Origin of the sequence: Streptococcus oralis (assembly GCF_901543815.1) — a bacterium.
Classification (GTDB): Bacteria; Bacillota; Bacilli; order Lactobacillales; family Streptococcaceae; genus Streptococcus; species Streptococcus oralis_CM.
This window is the reverse complement of record NZ_CABEIU010000002.1, coordinates 224591-245548: the sequence shown is the minus strand read 5'-3', so window position 1 is coordinate 245548 and position 20958 is coordinate 224591. Positions and strand designations below refer to the sequence as shown.

At 44.7% G+C, this 20958-nt stretch carries 9 protein-coding genes, 11 tRNA genes, 3 rRNA genes and 1 pseudogene; 3 read left to right on the top strand and 21 right to left on the bottom strand.

Going from position 1 to position 20958, the window contains the following annotated elements; genetic code table 11:
* Positions 1-8: 8 nt before the first annotated feature.
* Positions 9-3611, bottom strand: coding sequence for a DNA-directed RNA polymerase subunit beta (rpoB, locus tag FQT28_RS01385; protein ID WP_143989172.1), 3603 nt, complete (start codon positions 3609-3611; stop codon positions 9-11).
* 443 nt (positions 3612-4054) lie between these two features.
* Here rpoB and FQT28_RS01380 point away from each other — a divergent pair, with 443 nt between their 5' ends.
* Both FQT28_RS01380 and FQT28_RS01375 read left to right on the top strand, forming a co-directional pair.
* On the top strand, positions 4055-7771 hold the full coding sequence (locus tag FQT28_RS01380; protein ID WP_143989171.1) for a pullulanase: 3717 nt from the start codon (positions 4055-4057) through the stop codon (positions 7769-7771).
* Between the two features lie 344 nt (positions 7772-8115).
* Positions 8116-8803 (top strand): annotated as a pseudogene (locus FQT28_RS01375) (transposase).
* Between the two features lie 75 nt (positions 8804-8878).
* On the opposite strand, the gene FQT28_RS01370 reads toward FQT28_RS01375, so the two are convergent.
* The 19 genes from FQT28_RS01370 to pbp2a form a co-directional block, all read right to left on the bottom strand.
* Positions 8879-8952 (bottom strand) — tRNA-Pro (locus FQT28_RS01370).
* Between the two features lie 16 nt (positions 8953-8968).
* Positions 8969-9042: transfer RNA gene (locus FQT28_RS01365), tRNA-Arg, on the bottom strand.
* Between the two features lie 11 nt (positions 9043-9053).
* Positions 9054-9139, bottom strand: a tRNA-Leu gene (locus tag FQT28_RS01360).
* Positions 9140-9146: 7 nt separating this feature from the next.
* Positions 9147-9218, bottom strand: a tRNA-Gly gene (locus FQT28_RS01355).
* Between the two features lie 21 nt (positions 9219-9239).
* A tRNA-Thr gene (locus tag FQT28_RS01350) sits at positions 9240-9312 on the bottom strand.
* A 12-nt stretch (positions 9313-9324) separates the two neighbouring features.
* Positions 9325-9406 (bottom strand) — tRNA-Leu (locus FQT28_RS01345).
* 5 nt (positions 9407-9411) lie between these two features.
* Positions 9412-9484, bottom strand: a tRNA-Lys gene (locus tag FQT28_RS01340).
* Between the two features lie 22 nt (positions 9485-9506).
* Positions 9507-9579 (bottom strand) — tRNA-Asp (locus FQT28_RS01335).
* Positions 9580-9581: 2 nt separating this feature from the next.
* A tRNA-Val gene (locus FQT28_RS01330) sits at positions 9582-9654 on the bottom strand.
* A gap of 4 nt (positions 9655-9658) precedes the next feature.
* A 5S ribosomal RNA gene (gene rrf, locus FQT28_RS01325) occupies positions 9659-9774 on the bottom strand.
* 77 nt (positions 9775-9851) lie between these two features.
* Positions 9852-12753 (bottom strand): 23S ribosomal RNA (locus FQT28_RS01320).
* A 121-nt stretch (positions 12754-12874) separates the two neighbouring features.
* A tRNA-Ala gene (locus tag FQT28_RS01315) sits at positions 12875-12947 on the bottom strand.
* A 51-nt stretch (positions 12948-12998) separates the two neighbouring features.
* Positions 12999-14545: ribosomal RNA gene (locus FQT28_RS01310) — 16S ribosomal RNA — on the bottom strand.
* The 16S, 23S and 5S rRNA genes sit together here with 11 tRNA genes alongside, the layout of an rRNA operon.
* A gap of 242 nt (positions 14546-14787) precedes the next feature.
* A tRNA-Glu gene (locus FQT28_RS01305) sits at positions 14788-14859 on the bottom strand.
* Between the two features lie 68 nt (positions 14860-14927).
* Complete coding sequence (locus FQT28_RS01300) at positions 14928-15401, bottom strand: sigma-70 family RNA polymerase sigma factor (RefSeq protein ID WP_143989170.1); 474 nt, start codon at positions 15399-15401, stop codon at positions 14928-14930.
* Positions 15402-15521: 120 nt separating this feature from the next.
* Complete coding sequence (gene nusG / locus FQT28_RS01295) at positions 15522-16058, bottom strand: transcription termination/antitermination protein NusG (protein ID WP_143989169.1); 537 nt, start codon at positions 16056-16058, stop codon at positions 15522-15524.
* A 57-nt stretch (positions 16059-16115) separates the two neighbouring features.
* On the bottom strand, positions 16116-16292 hold the full coding sequence (gene secE, locus FQT28_RS01290; protein WP_000505776.1) for a preprotein translocase subunit SecE: 177 nt from the start codon (positions 16290-16292) through the stop codon (positions 16116-16118).
* Between the two features lie 9 nt (positions 16293-16301).
* Positions 16302-16454: a 50S ribosomal protein L33 gene (rpmG, locus tag FQT28_RS01285; protein ID WP_001809375.1), complete on the bottom strand. Its 153-nt coding sequence runs from the start codon at positions 16452-16454 to the stop codon at positions 16302-16304.
* Between the two features lie 52 nt (positions 16455-16506).
* The gene (gene pbp2a / locus FQT28_RS01280) at positions 16507-18702 is read right to left on the bottom strand and encodes a penicillin-binding protein PBP2A (protein WP_143989168.1); all 2196 of its coding nucleotides are present in this window, start codon (positions 18700-18702) and stop codon (positions 16507-16509) included.
* A gap of 86 nt (positions 18703-18788) precedes the next feature.
* Here pbp2a and FQT28_RS01275 point away from each other — a divergent pair, with 86 nt between their 5' ends.
* Complete coding sequence (locus FQT28_RS01275) at positions 18789-19664, top strand: RluA family pseudouridine synthase (RefSeq protein WP_143989167.1); 876 nt, start codon at positions 18789-18791, stop codon at positions 19662-19664.
* A gap of 80 nt (positions 19665-19744) precedes the next feature.
* Here FQT28_RS01275 and gap read toward each other — a convergent pair whose 3' ends face one another.
* A complete protein-coding gene (gap, locus tag FQT28_RS01270) occupies positions 19745-20755 on the bottom strand; it encodes a type I glyceraldehyde-3-phosphate dehydrogenase (RefSeq protein ID WP_125450618.1) in 1011 nt (336 codons plus the stop codon).
* Between the last annotated feature and the right edge of the window lie 203 nt (positions 20756-20958).

The following is a 20958-nucleotide window of genomic DNA, read 5'->3' as shown; positions in this document are numbered from 1 at the left end:
TGAACTGCTTATTCTTGGTCAGCAGCTTCTTCTGTTGCTTCCGCTTTTGCAGTTTCTTCAGCTTCAAATGCTGCTTTTGCATCTTGGGCTGCTTTTTCGCGGGCTTTTTCAAGGTCATCTACGTGGATGACATCTTCGTCCATTCCTTCATCCAAGTCACGAAGTTCCACTTCTTGATCATCTTCGTCAAGGACACGCATGTCAAGACCAAGAGATTGCAATTCTTTCACAAGAACTCGGAAGGATTCTGGGACACCTGGTTTTGGAATTGGTTTTCCTTTTGTAATAGCTTCATAAGCTTTCAAACGTCCATTGATATCGTCAGACTTGTAAGTCAAGATTTCTTGAAGAACATTTGACGCACCGTAGGCTTCAAGAGCCCAAACCTCCATCTCACCGAAACGTTGTCCACCAAACTGAGCTTTACCTCCGAGTGGTTGTTGGGTAACGGTTGAGTATGGTCCGACTGAACGCGCGTGCAATTTATCATCAACCATGTGGTGGAGTTTGATCATGTACATGACACCAACTGATACACGGTTGTCAAACGGCTCACCTGTACGTCCATCGTAAAGGATTGTCTTGGCATCGCTATCCATCCCTGCTTCTTTAACGGTTGACCAAAGGTCTTCAGAACTTGCTCCGTCAAAGACTGGTGTTGCGATGTGGATACCAAGAGTACGAGCTGCCATACCAAGGTGAAGCTCCATAACCTGACCGATATTCATACGTGATGGCACCCCAAGTGGGTTCAACATGATATCGACTGGAGTTCCATCTGGAAGGTAAGGCATGTCTTCTACAGGAACGATACGAGAGACAACCCCTTTGTTTCCGTGACGTCCGGCCATCTTATCTCCGACCTTGATCTTACGTTTTTGAGCGATGTAGACGCGAACCAGCATGTTGACACCTGATTGCAACTCATCTCCATTTGCACGTGTAAAGATCTTAACATCACGAACGACACCATCGGCACCGTGTGGTACACGAAGAGAAGTATCACGCACTTCACGAGACTTGTCTCCGAAGATAGCGTGCAAGAGACGTTCTTCAGCTGAGAGGTCTTTCTCACCTTTAGGGGTGACTTTACCTACAAGGATATCGCCTTCTTTAACCTCAGCACCGATACGGATAATCCCCATTTCGTCAAGGTCTTTAAGGGCATCTTCACCAACGTTTGGAATTTCACGAGTAATTTCTTCAGGCCCAAGCTTTGTATCGCGCGTTTCTGATTCGTATTCCTCAAGGTGGACAGATGTGTAGACATCGTCTTTGACCAAGCGTTCGCTCATGATAACGGCATCCTCGAAGTTGTAACCTTCCCATGTCATGTAGGCAACGATTGGGTTTTGTCCAAGCGCCATTTCCCCTTTTTCCATAGAAGGTCCGTCAGCGATAAAGTCGCCTTTTTCAACGACATCGCCAACTTTTACGAGAGTGCGTTGGTTGTAGGCAGTACCTGAGTTTGAACGACGGAATTTTTGGATGTGGTAAACGTCCAATGAACCATCTTCACGACGAACTTCTACCTTGTCAGCATCTGCGTATGTAACTTTACCATCATACTGAGCAATGACCGCTGCACCAGAGTCATGAGCTGCTTGGTATTCCATACCAGTACCAACGTAAGGTGCTTTTGGATCAATCAAAGGCACAGCCTGACGTTGCATGTTGGCACCCATGAGGGCACGGTTGGAGTCATCGTTTTCCAAGAAAGGAATACATGCAGTCGCAACGGCAACTACCTGTTTTGGTGACACATCCATGTAGTCAACCACTTCTGCTGGATACTCTTGGTTGACCCCTTGGTGACGTCCCATGACAACTTTCTCAGCAAAAGTACCATCTTCGTTGAGGCGAGAGTTAGCCTGCGCTACAGTAAATTCATCTTCTTCATCGGCTGTCAACCAAACGATTTCATTGGTAACAACACCTGTTTCACGGTCAACCTTACGGTATGGTGTTTGAACAAATCCATACTTGTTCAAGTGTCCGTAAGATGACAAGTTATTGATCAAACCGATGTTAGGTCCTTCAGGTGTCTCGATTGGACACATACGACCATAGTGAGTGTAATGCACGTCACGTACTTCATATCCAGCACGGTCACGTGTCAAACCACCAGGTCCCAAGGCTGACAAACGGCGTTTGTGAGACAACTCAGAAAGTGGATTGTGTTGGTCCATGAACTGTGACAACTGTGATGAACCAAAGAATTCTTTAACCGCAGCTGTTACAGGACGGATGTTGATGATTTGTTGTGGTGTTAAAACTTCATTGTCCTGAACAGACATACGTTCACGGACATTACGTTCCATACGAGAAAGTCCAAGACGTACTTGGTTAGCAAGCAATTCACCAACTGCACGGATACGACGGTTCCCAAGGTGGTCGATATCATCCACACGTCCAATACCTTCCGCCAAGTTGAGGAAGTAGCTCATCTCTGCAAGGATATCCGCAGGAGTTACAACACGAACCTTGTCGTCAGGATTGGCATTTCCGATGATGGTTACAACACGGTCTGGGTCCGTTGGGGCAACAACCTTGAATTTTTGAAGCACAACTGGTTCTGTAAGAACAGCTGCATCGTTTGGAATATAAACGATCTTGTTCAAGTCGCCATCCAAGTGACTCTCGATACTTTCGATCACGCTACGAGTCATAACGGTGCCAGCTTCTACCAAGATTTCACCAGTCTCTGGATCTACCAATGGCTCCGCAATGGTTTGGTTAAGCAAGCGTGTCTTGATGTTGAGTTTTTTATTGATCTTGTAACGACCAACGGCTGCCAAATCGTAGCGGCGTGGATCAAAGAAACGCGCTACAAGCAAGCTACGTGAGCTTTCAGCAGTCTTAGGCTCACCTGGACGAAGGCGTTCGTAGATTTCTTTCAAGGCTTCGTCTGTACGAGAGTCCATTGGATTCTTGTGGATATCTTTTTCAACAGTATTGCGAACCAACTCACTATCACCAAAGATATCAAAGATTTCATCATCACCTGAGAAACCAAGCGCACGAACCAAGGTCGTAAAAGGAATCTTACGAGTACGGTCGATACGAGTATAAGCGATGTCTTTTGAGTCGCTTTCAAGTTCCAACCAAGCTCCACGGTTAGGGATAACAGTTGAACCGTAACCCACTTTACCGTTTTTATCAACTTTATCGTTAAAGTAAACACCTGGTGAGCGGACCAACTGAGATACGATAATACGTTCACCACCATTGATGATGAAAGTGCCCATTTCTGTCATGATTGGGAAATCACCAAAGAAGACTTCTTGAGTCTTGATTTCGCCTGTTTCTTTATTGATCAAGCGGAAGGTTACAAAAATGGGCGCTGAATAGCTAGCATCGTGGATACGTGCTTCTTCGAGTGTGTATTTCGGTTCCTTGATTTCATAGCCAACAAATTCTAACTCCATTGTGTCTGTGAAGTTTGAAATTGGCAATACATCTTCAAACACTTCCTTAAGACCATGGTCTAGGAAAGCTTTGAATGAATCCGTTTGAATTTCAATCAAATTTGGTAAGTCAAGAACTTCTTTGATTCTTGAAAAACTACGACGGGTACGATGTTTCCCGTATTGAACGTCATGTCCTGCCAAGATGATTCTCCTTTGTAAATAAAGTTTCAAGCCTTGTCAATCAGGCTTTTCTAATCGTCATATGGTTTTAAAAAACCTTATCACCATGTCCTTCTGATGAATTTTCAGAATCTTTAAATCTTTGTTACAAGCACTCGAAAACCTGAAAAAAAGCACAAAAAGAGCAGCTAAATCTGACTTTTTCAGAAGATTTAACTGCTGTGAGTCTTGTCTGGACAATATTTCAGACAAAACCTACGACAAATGATTACTTATATTATACCTTATTTAGCCAGATTTTTCAAGGTTTCTTTACTATTTTTTAAACAATCTTTTCCTATATATTATTTTAAAATTTCAAGAGAATGAAGCATTATATTTTCTCTCAAAAACTAGGAAAACGCTTGCACTAATGTTTACCTCGTGCTATACTGATAGGGATCAACTACACAAGGAGAATTGTGATGAAAAAGAACCCATCTCAAACTGAGAAAAAAATGATTTATGGTATTCGTTCCTTGAAAAATGGAACAGGCTCTGTCCTTATCGGTGCCAGCATTGTCTTGCTTTCTGCTGCAATGCCAACTATTTCGGCTAATGAAAACCTTCCCCAAACTCAGGAAAATACCAGCGCTGTGACCAAGGCCCCTACTGAGACTGAAACTAGTCAAACTCAAACGGAAACGCCTATTTCTGAACAAAAGAATGCAAACGCTTCCCTGGACGCTAAAAAAGAAGCACCCGCAACTGAAGCTCCTCTAGCAGCTGAAACACCTAAACAAGACGACACTACCACAAGCCAGCCTAACAGCAAGGAAGAGAAAGTAGATGCCAGCACTTCGGCGCCAACTTCAGATCAAAAAACACAAGCTGACACATCTTCTGAAGAACCCATCGCAGACAACTACTTCCGAATCCATGTAAAAAAACTCCCTGAAGAAAACAAAGATTCTCAAGGTCTTTGGACTTGGGACGATGTTGAAAAGCCGTCTGAAAACTGGCCCAATGGAGCCAAGTCCTTCAAGGATGCCAAGAAAGATGACTACGGCTATTATCTAGATGTCAAACTCAAAAATGAGCAAGCCAAGAAAGTCAGCTTCCTTATCAACAATGCCAAGGGAGATAACCTGACAGGGGACCGTTCGGTAGAGCGCCTCTCTCCAAAAATGAATGAGGCCTGGCTAGATGAAAACTACAAGGTATACAACTATCGCCCTCAACCAGCAGGAACTATTCGTGTCAACTACTATCGCACCGATGGCAACTATGACAAAAAATCTCTTTGGTATTGGGGCGATGTTAAAAAACCAAGCAGTGGAGAATGGCCTGACGGTACTGACTTTACCGCAACTGGAAAATATGGTCGTTACATTGACATTCCACTCAATGAAGCTGCAAGAGAATTTGGATTTTTATTACTAGACGAAAGCAAGAAAGGCGATGATGTGAAAATCAGAAAAGAAGATTATAAATTCACTGATCTAAAAAATCACAGTCAGATTTTCCTCAAGGATGATGACGAAACCATCTACACCAACCCCTACTACGTTCACGATATCCGCATGACTGGTGCCCAACACGTGGCTAAATCTCGTATCGAAAGCAGTTTTTCTACCCTCGTTGGAGCTAAGAAAGATGATATCCTCAAACACTCCAGCATCGCTGATTACCAAGGGAATAAAGTAGCTATCACAGACGTGGAAGTGGATGAGGCAGGTAAAAAAGTGACCTACATCGGCGACTTCTCTGACACTCAACACCCGTACACTGTCAGCTACAATTCAGACCGCTTTACCACACGTTCAAGCTGGCGCCTCAAGGATGAGTCCTACAGTTACGATGGTCCACTCGGCGCAACTCTAAAAGAAGATGGCAAGCGTGTTGACCTCACCCTCTGGTCTCCAAGTGCTGATAAGGTTTCCGTTGTTGTCTATGACAAGAAAGACCCTGAAAAAGTAGTTGGAACTGTCGCCCTTGAAAAAGGAGAAAAAGGAACCTGGAAACAAACTCTGGATGCAAACTCTGGTCTCGGTATCAGCAACTACACTGGCTATTACTACCACTACCAAATCGAGCGTCAAGGTAAAACCGTCCTCGTTCTTGACCCTTATGCCAAATCATTAGCGGCTTGGAATAGTGACCTAGCAAAAACAGATGCCGCTCATAAGATCGCTAAAGCTGCCTTCGTCGATCCATCCAAACTAGGTCCGCAAGACTTGACCTATGGGAAGATTCGTAACTTCAAATCGCGTGAAGATGCCGTCATCTATGAAGCTCATGTGCGTGACTTCACTTCGGATCCTGCCATCGCAAAAGATTTGACCAAGCCATTTGGTACCTTTGAAGCCTTTATCGAAAAACTAGACTATCTCAAAGACTTGGGTGTGACTCATATCCAACTCCTTCCAGTCTTGTCTTACTACTTTGTCAATGAATTGAAAAACCATGAACGTTTATCTGCCTACGCTTCAAGCAACAGCAACTACAACTGGGGATATGATCCTCAAAACTACTTCTCCTTGACTGGTATGTACTCAAGCGATCCTAAGGATCCAGAAAAACGTATTGTCGAATTCAAAAACCTCATCAACGAAATCCACAAACGTGGCATGGGGGCTATCTTGGATGTGGTCTACAACCATACTGCCAATGTTGACATTTTTGAGGATATTGAGCCAAACTACTATCACTTTATGGACGCAGACGGAACTCCACGTACTAGCTTTGGAGGCGGCCGTTTGGGAACTACCCACTACATGTCTAAACGTGTCTTGGTAGACTCTATCAAGTATCTGGTTGAAACCTACAAAGTAGATGGTTTCCGCTTCGATATGATGGGTGACCACGATGCGGCTTCAATCGAAGAAGCTTACAAGGCTGCACACGCCCTCAATCCAAATCTTATCATGCTAGGTGAAGGCTGGAGAACCTATACTGGTGATGAAAATGCGCCTGTACAACCTGCTGACCAGTCTTGGATGAAGAAAACAGATACTGTCGCTGTCTTTTCAGACGACATCCGCAACAACCTCAAGTCTGGCTATCCAAACGAAGGCCAACCTGCCTTTATCACGGGTGGCAAACGCGATATCAATACCATCTTTAAAAATCTCATTGCCCAACCAACCAACTTTGAAGCAGACAACCCTGGAGATGTTATCCAGTATATCGCAGCCCATGATAACTTGACCCTCTTTGATATCATTGCCCAGTCTATCAAAAAAGACCCAAGCAAGGCTGAGAACTACGCTGAAATCCATCGCCGTTTGCGACTTGGAAATCTCATGGTCTTGACTGCTCAAGGAACTCCGTTTATCCATTCCGGTCAGGAATATGGACGCACTAAACAATTCCTAGACCCAGCCTACAAGACTCCTGTTCCAGAGGATAAGACCCCACACAAATCTCACTTATTGCGTGATAAGGACGGCAAGCCGTTTGTCTATCCTTACTTTATCCATGACTCTTACGACTCTAGTGATGCTGTCAACAAGTTTGATTGGACCAAGGCTACAGATAGCAAAGAATATCCTGAAAATGTCAAGAGCCGTGACTACATGAAAGGATTGATCGCTCTTCGTCAATCTACAGACGCCTTCCGACTCAAGAGTCTACAAGATATCAAAGAGCGCGTCCGACTCATCACTCTCCCAGGCCAAAATGGTGTTGAAAAAGAAGACGTGGTCATCGGCTACCAAATCACAGCTCCAAACGGCGATGTCTACGCAGTCTTTGTCAATGCAGATGATAAGGCTCGCGAATTCAACTTGGGAACTGCCTTTGCTCACTTGAGAAAGGCTGAAGTCCTCGCAGATGAAAACCAAGCAGGACCAGTAGGAATTGCTAACCCTCAAGGTCTCGAATGGACTGAAAAAGGCTTGAAATTGAACGCTCTCACTGCCGTTGTTCTCCGCTTGTCTCAAGGTGGTGCCATTGTCGCTCCAGCTGTGGAAGAAAAACCAGAATTTAATCTTTCTAGCCTGGACGTTGAACCAGAACAAGGTCAAGCTCAAAACCTAGCCGCCAATCCTGAAACTCAAGAAACTGTTGCAGAGGCTCACTCTCAGAACCTCCTTCCAAACACAGGAACTGAGAGCAAATCCCTCCTTGTCCTTGCTGGATTCAGTATCCTTGCCCTTCTCGGACTTGGATGGTTGATAAAAAACAAGAAAAAGAAATAACACTCAATGAAAATCAAAGAGTAAACTAGAAAGCTAGCCGCAGGCTGCTCAAAGCACAGCTTTGAGGTTGTGGATAGAACTGACGGAGTCAGCGTCATATACCTACGACAAGGCGAAGCTGATGTGGTTCAAAGAGATTTTCGAAGAGTATAACCTAGCCCTCCTATAGAGAAAACACCCCATGATTAGAAGAATCTTCTAGTCATGGGGTGTTGTTTGCAGACTCTATAATATTTGTAGTGGGTAAATCCCCTATAGATATGATGGAGCCTATTTTGTTGTAGAAAAAAAGTCCCATAAGTTCTATAATGAAAAGCGACCAAACCATCATTAGAAAGATTCATATGGAACCATTACATTTTATCATAAAACTACTCGATATTAAAGACCCTAATATCCAGATTCTAGATATCATCAATATGGATACTCACAAGGAAATCATCGCTAAACTGGACTATGACGTCCCGTCTTGCCCTGAGTGCGGAAGTCAAATGAAGAAATATGACTTCCAGAAATCTTCTAAAAATCCTTACCTTGGAACAACTGGTATGCCTACCAGAATTCTTCTGAAAAAGCGTCGTTTCAAGTGCTATCATTGCTCAAAAACTAGTTGAAAAAACTTCTATGACCGATAGCTTTCCATTTCAACTTCAACCGTCATTCGGAAGCTCAATGACTTTAGTCGACTTCATAAGACTATGTCCTGAGACGAGTACGCCTTTAAAATGAGTTTTATCCGTACAAGGCTTTAAGAATCTCAATATTATCACTGTCCTTGAATGCAGAACACAAGCGATTATTCGAAATCACTTTCAGGCTGTCTTTCAAACCTTTCTCAAGGACAAAGAAAAAATCATTACTGCCCTTGAATCACTCTATTCCAAAGCCAAACTAGAAGCAACTAATCATCTCATAAAACTCATCAAACGCAATATCTTTGGCTTTCGGAACTTTGACAATTTTAAAACTAGAATTCTCGTCGCTTTGAATATCAAAAAGGAGAGGACTGATTTGGTCCTCTCCAGAGTATGACTTTTTGGTAATCCACTACAGTTGACAAATAACCAAAAAAAGATACTCACTTAAGTATCTTGGTCAATAAATCAATCGGGAAGACAGGATTCGAACCTGCGACACCTTGGTCCCAAACCAAGTACTCTACCAAGCTGAGCTACTTCCCGAGTTAAATAGAAAAAATGCACCCTAGAGGATTCGAACCTCTAACCGCCTGATTCGTAGTCAGGTACTCTATCCAGTTGAGCTAAGGGTGCTCATTATTATATGCCGAGGACCGGGATCGAACCGGTACGATCGTTTCCAATCGCAGGATTTTAAGTCCTGTGCGTCTGCCAGTTCCGCCACCCCGGCCTCTCTAAGCGAACGACGGGATTCGAACCCGCGACCCCCACCTTGGCAAGGTGGTGTTCTACCACTGAACTACGTTCGCATCGACCTCTTCTAGTTTTAATGCCGGCTACATGACTTGAACACGCGACCCTCTGATTACAAATCAGATGCTCTACCAACTGAGCTAAGCCGGCAAATTTCTACTATGCGGGTTAAGGGACTTGAACCCCCACGCCGTTAAGCGCCAGATCCTAAATCTGGTGCGTCTGCCAATTCCGCCAAACCCGCAAATATGACCCGTACTGGGCTCGAACCAGTGACCCATTGATTAAAAGTCAATTGCTCTACCAACTGAGCTAACGAGTCTAAAATAACTTCCGTTATCTTACGGTCCCGACGGGAATCGAACCCGCGATCTTCGCCGTGACAGGGCGACGTGATAACCGCTACACTACGGGACCTATGGGAGTTAACGGGATCGAACCGCTGACCCTCTGCTTGTAAGGCAGATGCTCTCCCAGCTGAGCTAAACTCCCTAGAGCTAAGCGACTTCCATATCTCACAGGGGGCAACCCCCAACTACTTCCGGCGTTCTAGGGCTTAACTGCTGTGTTCGGCATGGGTACAGGTGTATCTCCTAGGCTATCGTCACTTAACTCTGAGTAATACCTACTCAAAATTGAATATCTATCAAATAATTAGAAAAACCATACGCTAAGTTTTCTCAGTTACTTTGGATAAGTCCTCGAGCTATTAGTATTAGTCCGCTACATGTGTCACCACACTTCCACTTCTAACCTATCTACCTGATCATCTCTCAGGGCTCTTACTGATATAAAATCATGGGAAATCTCATCTTGAGGTGGGTTTCACACTTAGATGCTTTCAGCGTTTATCCCGTCCCTACATAGCTACCCAGCGATGCCTTTGGCAAGACAACTGGTACACCAGCGGTAAGTCCACTCTGGTCCTCTCGTACTAGGAGCAGATCCTCTCAAATTTCCTACGCCCGCGACGGATAGGGACCGAACTGTCTCACGACGTTCTGAACCCAGCTCGCGTGCCGCTTTAATGGGCGAACAGCCCAACCCTTGGGACCGACTACAGCCCCAGGATGCGACGAGCCGACATCGAGGTGCCAAACCTCCCCGTCGATGTGAACTCTTGGGGGAGATAAGCCTGTTATCCCCAGGGTAGCTTTTATCCGTTGAGCGATGGCCCTTCCATACGGAACCACCGGATCACTAAGCCCGACTTTCGTCCCTGCTCGAGTTGTAGCTCTCGCAGTCAAGCTCCCTTATACCTTTACACTCTGCGAATGATTTCCAACCATTCTGAGGGAACCTTTGGGCGCCTCCGTTACCTTTTAGGAGGCGACCGCCCCAGTCAAACTGCCCGTCAGACACTGTCTCCGATAGGGATAACCTATCTGGGTTAGAGTGGCCATAACACAAGGGTAGTATCCCAACAACGTCTCCTTCGAAACTGGCGTCCCGATCTCATAGACTCCTACCTATCCTGTACATGTGGTACAGACACTCAATATCAAACTGCAGTAAAGCTCCATGGGGTCTTTCCGTCCTGTCGCGGGTAACCTGCATCTTCACAGGTACTAAAATTTCACCGAGTCTCTCGTTGAGACAGTGCCCAAATCATTACGCCTTTCGTGCGGGTCGGAACTTACCCGACAAGGAATTTCGCTACCTTAGGACCGTTATAGTTACGGCCGCCGTTTACTGGGGCTTCAATTCATACCTTCGGATTACTCCTAAGCACTCCTCTTAACCTTCCAGCACCGGGCAGGCGTCACCCCCTATACATCATCTTACGATTTAGCAGAGAGCTGTGTTTTTGATAAACAGTTGCTTGGGCCTATTCACTGCGGCTGACTTAAAGTCAGCACCCCTTCTCCCGAAGTTACGGGGTCATTTTGCCGAGTTCCTTAACGAGAGTTCTCTCGCTCACCTGAGGCTACTCGCCTCGACTACCTGTGTCGGTTTGCGGTACGGGTAGAGTATGTTTAACGCTAGAAGCTTTTCTTGGCAGTGTGACGTCACTAACTTCGCTACTAAACTTCGCTCCCCATCACAGCTCAATGTTATAGAACTAAGCATTTGACTCAATTCACACCTCACTGCTTAGACAGACACTTCCATTCGTCTGCTTTAGTTAGCCTACTGCGTCCCTCCATCACTACATACTCTAGTACAGGAATATCAACCTGTTGTCCATCGGATACACCTTTCGGTCTCTCCTTAGGTCCCGACTAACCCAGGGCGGACGAGCCTTCCCCTGGAAACCTTAGTCTTACGGTGGACAGGATTCTCACCTGTCTTTCGCTACTCATACCGGCATTCTCACTTCTATGCGTTCCAGCACTCCTCACGGTATACCTTCATCACACATAGAACGCTCTCCTACCATACCTATAAAGGTATCCACAGCTTCGGTAAATTGTTTTAGCCCCGGTACATTTTCGGCGCAGGGTCACTCGACTAGTGAGCTATTACGCACTCTTTGAATGAATAGCTGCTTCTAAGCTAACATCCTAGTTGTCTGTGCAACCCCACATCCTTTTCCACTTAACAATTATTTTGGGACCTTAGCTGGTGGTCTGGGCTGTTTCCCTTTCGACTACGGATCTTAGCACTCGCAGTCTGACTGCCGACCATAATTCATTGGCATTCGGAGTTTATCTGAGATTGGTAATCCGGGATGGACCCCTCACCCAAACAGTGCTCTACCTCCAAGAATCTTTATGTCGACGCTAGCCCTAAAGCTATTTCGGAGAGAACCAGCTATCTCCAAGTTCGTTTGGAATTTCTCCGCTACCCACAAGTCATCCAAGCACTTTTCAACGTGCCCTGGTTCGGTCCTCCAGTGCGTCTTACCGCACCTTCAACCTGCTCATGGGTAGGTCACATGGTTTCGGGTCTACGATATGATACTAAGGCGCCCTATTCAGACTCGGTTTCCCTGCGGCTCCGTCTCTTCAACTTAACCTCGCATCATATCGTAACTCGCCGGTTCATTCTACAAAAGGCACGCTCTCACCCATTAACGGGCTCGAACTTGTTGTAGGCACACGGTTTCAGGTTCTATTTCACTCCCCTCCCGGGGTGCTTTTCACCTTTCCCTCACGGTACTGGTTCACTATCGGTCACTAGGGAGTATTTAGGGTTGGGAGATGGTCCTCCCAGATTCCGACGGGATTTCTCGTGTCCCGCCGTACTCAGGATACTGCTAGGTACAAAGACTATTTTAAATACGAGGCTATTACTCTCTTTGGCTGATCTTCCCAAATCATTCTTCTATAATCTTTGAGTCCACTTTGCAGTCCTACAACCCCGAAGAGTAAACTCTTCGGTTTGCCCTCCTGCCGTTTCGCTCGCCGCTACTAAGGCAATCGCTTTTGCTTTCTCTTCCTGCAGCTACTTAGATGTTTCAGTTCACTGCGTCTTCCTCCTCATATCCTTAACAGATATGGGTAACAGGTAGTACCTGTTGGGTTCCCCCATTCGGAAATCCCTGGATCATCGCTTACTTACAGCTACCCAAGGCATATCGTCGTTTGTCACGTCCTTCTTCGGCTCCTAGTGCCAAGGCATCCACCGTGCGCCCTTATTAACTTAACCTTATTTTTGACCTTTCAGTCATAAACTCTTTTAATACTACAGCGTTTCGGTTTATTTTCTTGTTACTATTTGATATAGATATTCAATTTTCAATGTGCATTACTTGGTGATCTCTCACCAATGGAGCCTAGCGGGATCGAACCGCTGACCTCCTGCGTGCAAAGCAGGCGCTCTCCCAGCTGAGCTAAGGCCCCACAAGACCTCTCAAGACTAAACAAGACCAATGCGCAGTTCCTTATCCTTAGAAAGGAGGTGATCCAGCCGCACCTTCCGATACGGCTACCTTGTTACGACTTCACCCCAATCATCTATCCCACCTTAGGCGGCTGGCTCCTAAAAGGTTACCTCACCGACTTCGGGTGTTACAAACTCTCGTGGTGTGACGGGCGGTGTGTACAAGGCCCGGGAACGTATTCACCGCGGCGTGCTGATCCGCGATTACTAGCGATTCCGACTTCATGTAGGCGAGTTGCAGCCTACAATCCGAACTGAGACTGGCTTTAAGAGATTAGCTTGCCGTCACCGGCTTGCGACTCGTTGTACCAGCCATTGTAGCACGTGTGTAGCCCAGGTCATAAGGGGCATGATGATTTGACGTCATCCCCACCTTCCTCCGGTTTATTACCGGCAGTCTCGCTAGAGTGCCCAACTAAATGATGGCAACTAACAATAGGGGTTGCGCTCGTTGCGGGACTTAACCCAACATCTCACGACACGAGCTGACGACAACCATGCACCACCTGTCACCTCTGTCCCGAAGGAAAACTCTATCTCTAGAGCGGTCAGAGGGATGTCAAGACCTGGTAAGGTTCTTCGCGTTGCTTCGAATTAAACCACATGCTCCACCGCTTGTGCGGGCCCCCGTCAATTCCTTTGAGTTTCAACCTTGCGGTCGTACTCCCCAGGCGGAGTGCTTAATGCGTTAGCTGCGGCACTAAACCCCGGAAAGGGTCTAACACCTAGCACTCATCGTTTACGGCGTGGACTACCAGGGTATCTAATCCTGTTTGCTCCCCACGCTTTCGAGCCTCAGCGTCAGTTACAAGCCAGAGAGCCGCTTTCGCCACCGGTGTTCCTCCATATATCTACGCATTTCACCGCTACACATGGAATTCCACTCTCCCCTCTTGCACTCAAGTTAAACAGTTTCCAAAGCGTACTATGGTTAAGCCACAGCCTTTAACTTCAGACTTATCTAACCGCCTGCGCTCGCTTTACGCCCAATAAATCCGGACAACGCTCGGGACCTACGTATTACCGCGGCTGCTGGCACGTAGTTAGCCGTCCCTTTCTGGTAAGATACCGTCACAGTGTGAACTTTCCACTCTCACACTCGTTCTTCTCTTACAACAGAGCTTTACGATCCGAAAACCTTCTTCACTCACGCGGCGTTGCTCGGTCAGACTTCCGTCCATTGCCGAAGATTCCCTACTGCTGCCTCCCGTAGGAGTCTGGGCCGTGTCTCAGTCCCAGTGTGGCCGATCACCCTCTCAGGTCGGCTATGTATCGTTGCCTTGGTGAGCCGTTACCTCACCAACTAGCTAATACAACGCAGGTCCATCTGGTAGTGATGCAATTGCACCTTTTAAGCAAATGTCATGCGACATCTACTATTATGCGGTATTAGCTATCGTTTCCAATAGTTATCCCCCGCTACCAGGCAGGTTACCTACGCGTTACTCACCCGTTCGCAACTCATCCAGAGAAGCAAGCTCCTCCTTCAGCGTTCTACTTGCATGTATTAGGCACGCCGCCAGCGTTCGTCCTGAGCCAGGATCAAACTCTCATTAAAAGTTTGAGTTCTCACTCATTTCTGTCACTGACAGATTTATTGTTTTTTCATTGTTCAGTACTATAACCTTAGTTATAGTGCCCTGCACATTGGTTCGTCTTGTTCAGTTTTCAAAGGTCTTTGTCACTCAATCTCTCTCAAACGACAACTATATTAGTATATCACAGCTAACTCTCTCTGTCAACACTTTTTTGAAACTTTTTTGAACTTTTTTCATCAAGTGTTCCATCCGCAACATACCATAGTCCGTACGGGATTCGAACCCGTGTTACCGCCGTGAAAAGGCGGTGTCTTAACCCCTTGACCAACGGACCTTGAGCTTTTCAACTCTTTCTATTATACCTACTTTTTCCTCTTTGTCAAGGGATTCTTTTGACTATTTTTACCTAAAATCACTGAATACCACTCTTAATTCTCCTAGAAGTGCCTTACGTCCTTTGAAACATTCTCCTCCCATCAGACGGTCAAGTTGTTCTTGTTTTTCTTTACTCTGACTTGCCTTGTAATTCCTTAGCAGTTCGTGAAAGAGATAATAATCATCCAGTCTCAGGCCTTTTTCTCCTAGGCGATGGCTGATTTCGCTCACCTCCTCATAAGGCTCTTTGTCGAAACGGCGCTTGTGACTTTCCTGTTTGCGGATGTAGTCCAAGATACGATTGCGGAATTTAGTTTTAAAGCAGACATATAGTCGGTGTCGTTCACCCACTAGCAACTCTGGATGGTGACTGACCAGTTCATACAGGCACAGCATCCCCTCCTGGTCCCAGTCCTCTTTCTCCCACAGATGTAAATGGTATTCTTTGCGACACTTATGGACAATCCCCTTGCTTTCTTCGTATAATTCTTTTAGATTCATAGACCTCTCCTTTCTACCTTTAGTCTAGCAGAAAGCACCTAACCTTTGATCTACTTCTCCTCTTCCATACACTTTCCGCTCTAAACCGCACATAAAAAGAGAGGCATAGCCTCTCGGGGGTTATAATTCTGCAATTTGATTGAGATTCACTTCTGCAATCGTATCATTACCAAACATAGAGATCATCATCTTCACTTTGTTGTTATCAATTTCAGTAATTTTACCTGTGTAGTCTGCAAAAGCGCCATCAATGATTCGGACAGTCTGGCCAACTTCAACGTCAATGTCAAACTCTTGAACAGTTTGTCCCATTGAAACCAGAATATCACGGATTTCTTGTTCCAATAGCGGAGTTGGTTTTGATCTGTTACCGTGCGAGCCAACAAATCCTGTTACGTTAGGTGTGTTTCGAACAACGAACCATGCTTCATCGGTCATGACCATTTCTACAAGGACATAACCTGGAAAGCGATTCTCTTCGACTTCCTTTTTCTTTCCATTTTTCTCAACTTGCACGGTTTGTGTTGGAATCTCAACGCGTAGAATATTATCCAACATGTTATACGTTTGTGCACGTTGCAATAGATTTTCTTTTACTTTATTTTCATAGCCAGAATAAGTTTGTAGAACAAACCATCCCTTGTCAAAACTATCCATGATATTTCCTTTCATACATATATAGAAGAAAGCTAGCAGAAGCTCTCCGCTTTTCTTCTAAAAAATGTTAATAAATCGAATCAAACCTGAAACAATCAACTGGTCAAAAATGTAAATGATGACCACAAAGAAGGCTGTGTATTCCATAATAGAGCGAAAATCTCTCCAGCTTTCTTTGCGAGTTGGCCAAGTTGTTTCTTTAAGAAGTTTAAAAATATCCTTAATAAAACCCATCGTTCTCTCCTATCTCGTCTCTCTATGTGTCGTATATTTTCCACAATGTTTACAAAATTTATTTACTTCTAGTCGTGTTGGCTTGGGGTTCCCACTAATTTTGATTGAATAATTTCTTGAACCGCAAACTGCACAAGCTAGGCTTGCTTTTTTTAGTGCCATAACGCCTCCATCTTATCTATTATAACAAGAAACCTAGGCTTTGACAAGCCTCTTAACGAAAGAGATTGACGAAAGAGTCCCAGATTGTCTGGGCTTTTTCTTTTATCTTTGCATCCGAAATCGCACGTCCCGCTTCGTCTACAAGATTTTGAGCACGACTACGAATATCTCCTAGCGGATCCTCGGACTGACTCGTCTCATTTTCAACGACCTGCTTTTTCGTGTTTTCTGGCGCAATGCCATTCTGCTTATAGGCATTCTCAACCGTAAAGGTACTACCTGGAGTGTAAGGCAAAATAGTGTTGGCCATACTTCTAAAGACATGGGCAGCTCCATTTGAGGTAGAACCTGCTAGATAATGATTCTCATCTGTTGTTGGGAAGCCGAGCCAGTGGCTAATTACCACATCCGGAGTATAACCAATCACCCACTGGTCACTAGTATATTCTGGATTAAAAGCAGCCTCAGTAGTACCTGTTTTACCTGCCATAACATAATCCGCTGGTGATGAACTAATTCCGGTACCATTTGTAAAAGTTCCCAACATCATGCTGGTCATTTTATCAGCTACAGATTTATCAATCACTCGTTTTTGAGAATTTTTATGGCTCTTTATGACCTGACCACTAGCATTTTCGATTCGAGTGATGAAATGCGCTTCAGGCATCAGACCTCCATTAGCAAAGGCTGCATAGGCTTGCGCCATCTGGAGAGGATTCGTCTCCACACCTCCACCAAGAGCAACTCCAAGAACGCGGTCAACTTTTTCCATATTCAGACCAAATCTCGTCCCAGCTTCAAAAGCCTTATTGATCCCCAAATCGTTTACCGTCGCAACAGCTGGCAGGTTGAGTGATTCTGCCAAGGCTTGATACATAGGTACTTCAGGAGAAGTCTTAATACCCGCATAGTTGTCTACTTGATAACTGTCATACTGCATGGTGTGGTTGTCCAGTTGCTTGTTCAGAGCCCAGCCAGCTTCCACAGCTGGAGTATAAACGACCAAAGGCTTAATCGTCGAGCCTGGACTACGTTTAGACTGAGTAGCATAGTTAAAATTACGGAAGCCTGTTTTGTCATCACCAGCTACGCGACCGACAACTCCACGTACTCCACCTGTTTTAGGCTCTAGAGCAACACTACCTGATTCAGCATGCGTTCCGTCTTCTGCCGTTGGAAATAGCGCAGTGTTTTCGTAAATAACCTGCATGTTGGCTTGATAGTTTTGGTCAAGTTCTGTATAGATTCGATAGCCATTGTTGACAATCTCTTCTTCTGTGAGATTGTACTTGGATACTGCTTCGTTAACAACCGCATCAAAATAGGATGGGTAACGATAATCAGAAATCTTACCTTCATACTTATCTTGCAATTGAGAAGCCATATCTACTCCAGCTGCTTCAGTTTCTTGATTTTTATCAATATAGCCTGCAGCAACCATATTTTGTAGCACCGTATCCCTGCGGTTAGTCGAATCTTCAATGGAATTCAAAGGATTATACAACTCTGGCCCCTTGAGCATCCCAGCTAGAGTAGCCGCCTGATTAAGTGATAATTCCGCAGCCGATACGCCGAAATATTTCTTACTCGCATCCTCTACACCCCAGACGCCATTTCCAAAGTAGGCGTTATTGAGGTACATAGTAAGGATTTGCTCCTTGCTGTATTTCTTTGTCAATTCTAAAGCCAGGAAAAACTCCTTGGCCTTCCGTTCAACAGTTTGATCTTGAGATAGATAGGCATTTTTCGCCAACTGTTGGGTGATGGTAGAACCGCCTCCAGAACGACCTGCCGTAAGAATGGCTAGGAAGAAACGACCGTAATTAATCCCATCATTTTTATAGAAGGAACGGTCCTCTGTCGCGACGACAGCATTCTGCAAGTCTTTACTAATAGCTGTCAGCTCAACATAGGTGCCCTTTTGACCGGATAGGGCGCCTGCCTCTTTTTCTTCGCGGTCAAAAATCAGAGTTCGCGTTTTCAAGGCACTTTGCAAGTCATTGACATTGGTAGACTTGGCTATTGCAAATAGGTAGGTTCCTACTAGCAAACCAACACTCAGTCCTAAAATGATGACAATCTTTGTCAGATGATAGCGACGCCAGAATTTTCGAATCGGACCTACTTGGGACAATTTTTTTCTATCGCTCCGTGAACGACGCATGCTAGTTGAATCCGACTCTGCCGATTCACTCGTTTCTTTTTTAAAAAGAGAAAGGAACTTCTCAAATAATTTATCTAATTTCATGCGTTTATTTTATCATCTTCACCATAGGAACTCAAGAATTTAGCTATTCCCTATCCAAATAGAGCCTTTTTTGTTACAATATCTGTATGCAATTCACATTTACATTACCCGAACCCTTACCTCAAATGACGGTCAAACAATTTCTAGAGGAACAACTCCTCATTCCTAGAAAGATTCGCCATTTTCTAAGAACCAAGAAGAATATCTTAATCAATCAAAAACAAGTTCACTGGAACGAGATGGTGAAGCCAGGGGATATTTGCCAATTGACTTTTGACGAGGAGGATTACCCCTCAAAGGAAATCCTTTGGGGCAACCCAGACCTCGTTAAAGAAGTTTATCATGATCAACATCTCATTGTTGTCAACAAACCCGAAGGCATGAAAACACACGGTAATCAACCAGATGAAATTGCCCTGCTCAACCATGTCTCTGCCTACGTCGGCCAAACCTGTTATGTCGTTCATCGTCTGGACATGGAAACTAGTGGTTTAGTGCTTTTTGCTAAAAATCCTTTTATCCTACCCATTCTCAATCGCTTGTTGGAGAAAAAAGAAATCGCTCGCGAGTACTGGGCACTCATAGAAGGACAAATAGGGAGTAAAGAACTTATCTTCCGAGATAACATTGGTCGTGATCGACACGACCGCAGAAAACGGGTGGTGGATTCTAAAAAGGGGCAACATGCTGAAACACAGGTAAGTCGATTAAAGCAATTTCCAAATAAGACTTCTCTTGTTCGTTGCAAACTAAAGACCGGTCGAACCCATCAAATCCGTGTTCACCTTTCTCACCATAAGCACCCTATCCTAGGCGACCCTCTCTATAACACTCGATCAAAAACAAGCCGGCTTATGCTCCATGCTTTTCGACTATCCCTTACCCATCCACTCACCTTAGAAAAGTTGAGCTTCACTGCCCTTTCTGATACATTTGAAAGAGAATTAAAAAAGAATGGATGACCGCTAAATCATCCATTTTATTTTATCTAAAAATAGAAAAAGCAAGACCAGAAGGCCTTGCTTTTTTATCGACTCAGGAATTATTTAGCGATTTTTGCAAAGTATTCAAGAGTACGTACAAGTTGTGCAGTGTATGACATTTCGTTGTCGTACCATGATACAACTTTAACCAATTGTTTACCGTCAACGTCAAGAACTTTAGTTTGAGTTGCGTCAAACAATGAACCGTAAGACATACCTACGATATCTGAAGATACGATTGGATCTTCTGTGTAACCGTATGATTCGTTAGCTGCTGCTTTCATAGCTGCGTTTACTTCATCAACAGTAACGTTCTTTTCAAGAACTGCTACCAATTCAGTAACTGATCCAGTTGGAGTTGGAACACGTTGTGCAGATCCGTCAAGTTTACCGTTCAATTCTGGGATTACAAGACCGATAGCTTTAGCAGCACCAGTTGAGTTAGGAACGATGTTTGCAGCACCAGCGCGAGCACGGCGAAGGTCACCACCACGGTGTGGTCCGTCAAGGATCATTTGGTCACCAGTGTAAGCGTGGATAGTAGTCATCAATCCTTCAACAACACCGAAGTTGTCTTGAAGAGCTTTAGCCATTGGAGCCAAGCAGTTTGTAGTACATGAAGCACCTGAGATAACTGTTTCAGTACCGTCAAGAACGTCGTGGTTAGTGTTAAATACAACTGTTTTAACGTCGTTTCCACCAGGAGCAGTGATAACAACTTTTTTAGCCCCACCAGCGTGCAAGTGTTTTTCAGCTGCTGCTTTCTTAGCAAAGAAACCAGTTGCTTCAAGAACGATTTCTACACCGTCGTTAGCCCAGTCGATTTGTTCTGGATCACGTTCAGCAGAAACTTTAACGAATTTACCGTTAACTTCAAATCCGCCTTCTCTAACTTCTACAGTACCGTCGAAACGACCTTGAGTTGTGTCGTATTTCAACAAGTGTGCAAGCATAACTGGATCTGTAAGGTCGTTGATGCGAGTAACTTCAACACCTTCTACGTTTTGGATACGGCGGAAAGCAAGACGACCGATACGTCCGAAACCGTTAATACCAACTTTAACTACCATTAGTGATTTCCTCCTTATGAAAATCCTGAAATTTTTATTGTGAAAAGAGTAACTTGAATCACTACAAATCACCTTTCAACATCATTATTATATAACTATTTAAGTAGAATTGCAAGTACGGGCGTTGTTTTTCTATCTTGCTTTTCTACTTTTCAATCCCCTTCATTCACCTAAGCTTTTATTTCTAGGCCCTTCTATCCTAT

What these genes read in the sequence shown, in the direction of transcription:
- FQT28_RS01380 (WP_143989171.1), top strand. Translation starts at nt 4,055, where the DNA reads ATGAAAAAGAACCCATCTCAAACTGAGAAAAAAATGATTTATGGTATT.
- FQT28_RS01300 (WP_143989170.1), bottom strand. Translation starts at nt 15,401, where the DNA reads ATGAATCTAAAAGAATTATACGAAGAAAGCAAGGGGATTGTCCATAAG.
- nusG (WP_143989169.1), bottom strand. Translation starts at nt 16,058, where the DNA reads ATGGATAGTTTTGACAAGGGATGGTTTGTTCTACAAACTTATTCTGGC.
- secE (WP_000505776.1), bottom strand. Translation starts at nt 16,292, where the DNA reads ATGGGTTTTATTAAGGATATTTTTAAACTTCTTAAAGAAACAACTTGG.
- rpmG (WP_001809375.1), bottom strand. Translation starts at nt 16,454, where the DNA reads ATGGCACTAAAAAAAGCAAGCCTAGCTTGTGCAGTTTGCGGTTCAAGA.
- pbp2a (WP_143989168.1), bottom strand. Translation starts at nt 18,702, where the DNA reads ATGAAATTAGATAAATTATTTGAGAAGTTCCTTTCTCTTTTTAAAAAA.
- FQT28_RS01275 (WP_143989167.1), top strand. Translation starts at nt 18,789, where the DNA reads ATGCAATTCACATTTACATTACCCGAACCCTTACCTCAAATGACGGTC.
- gap (WP_125450618.1), bottom strand. Translation starts at nt 20,755, where the DNA reads ATGGTAGTTAAAGTTGGTATTAACGGTTTCGGACGTATCGGTCGTCTT.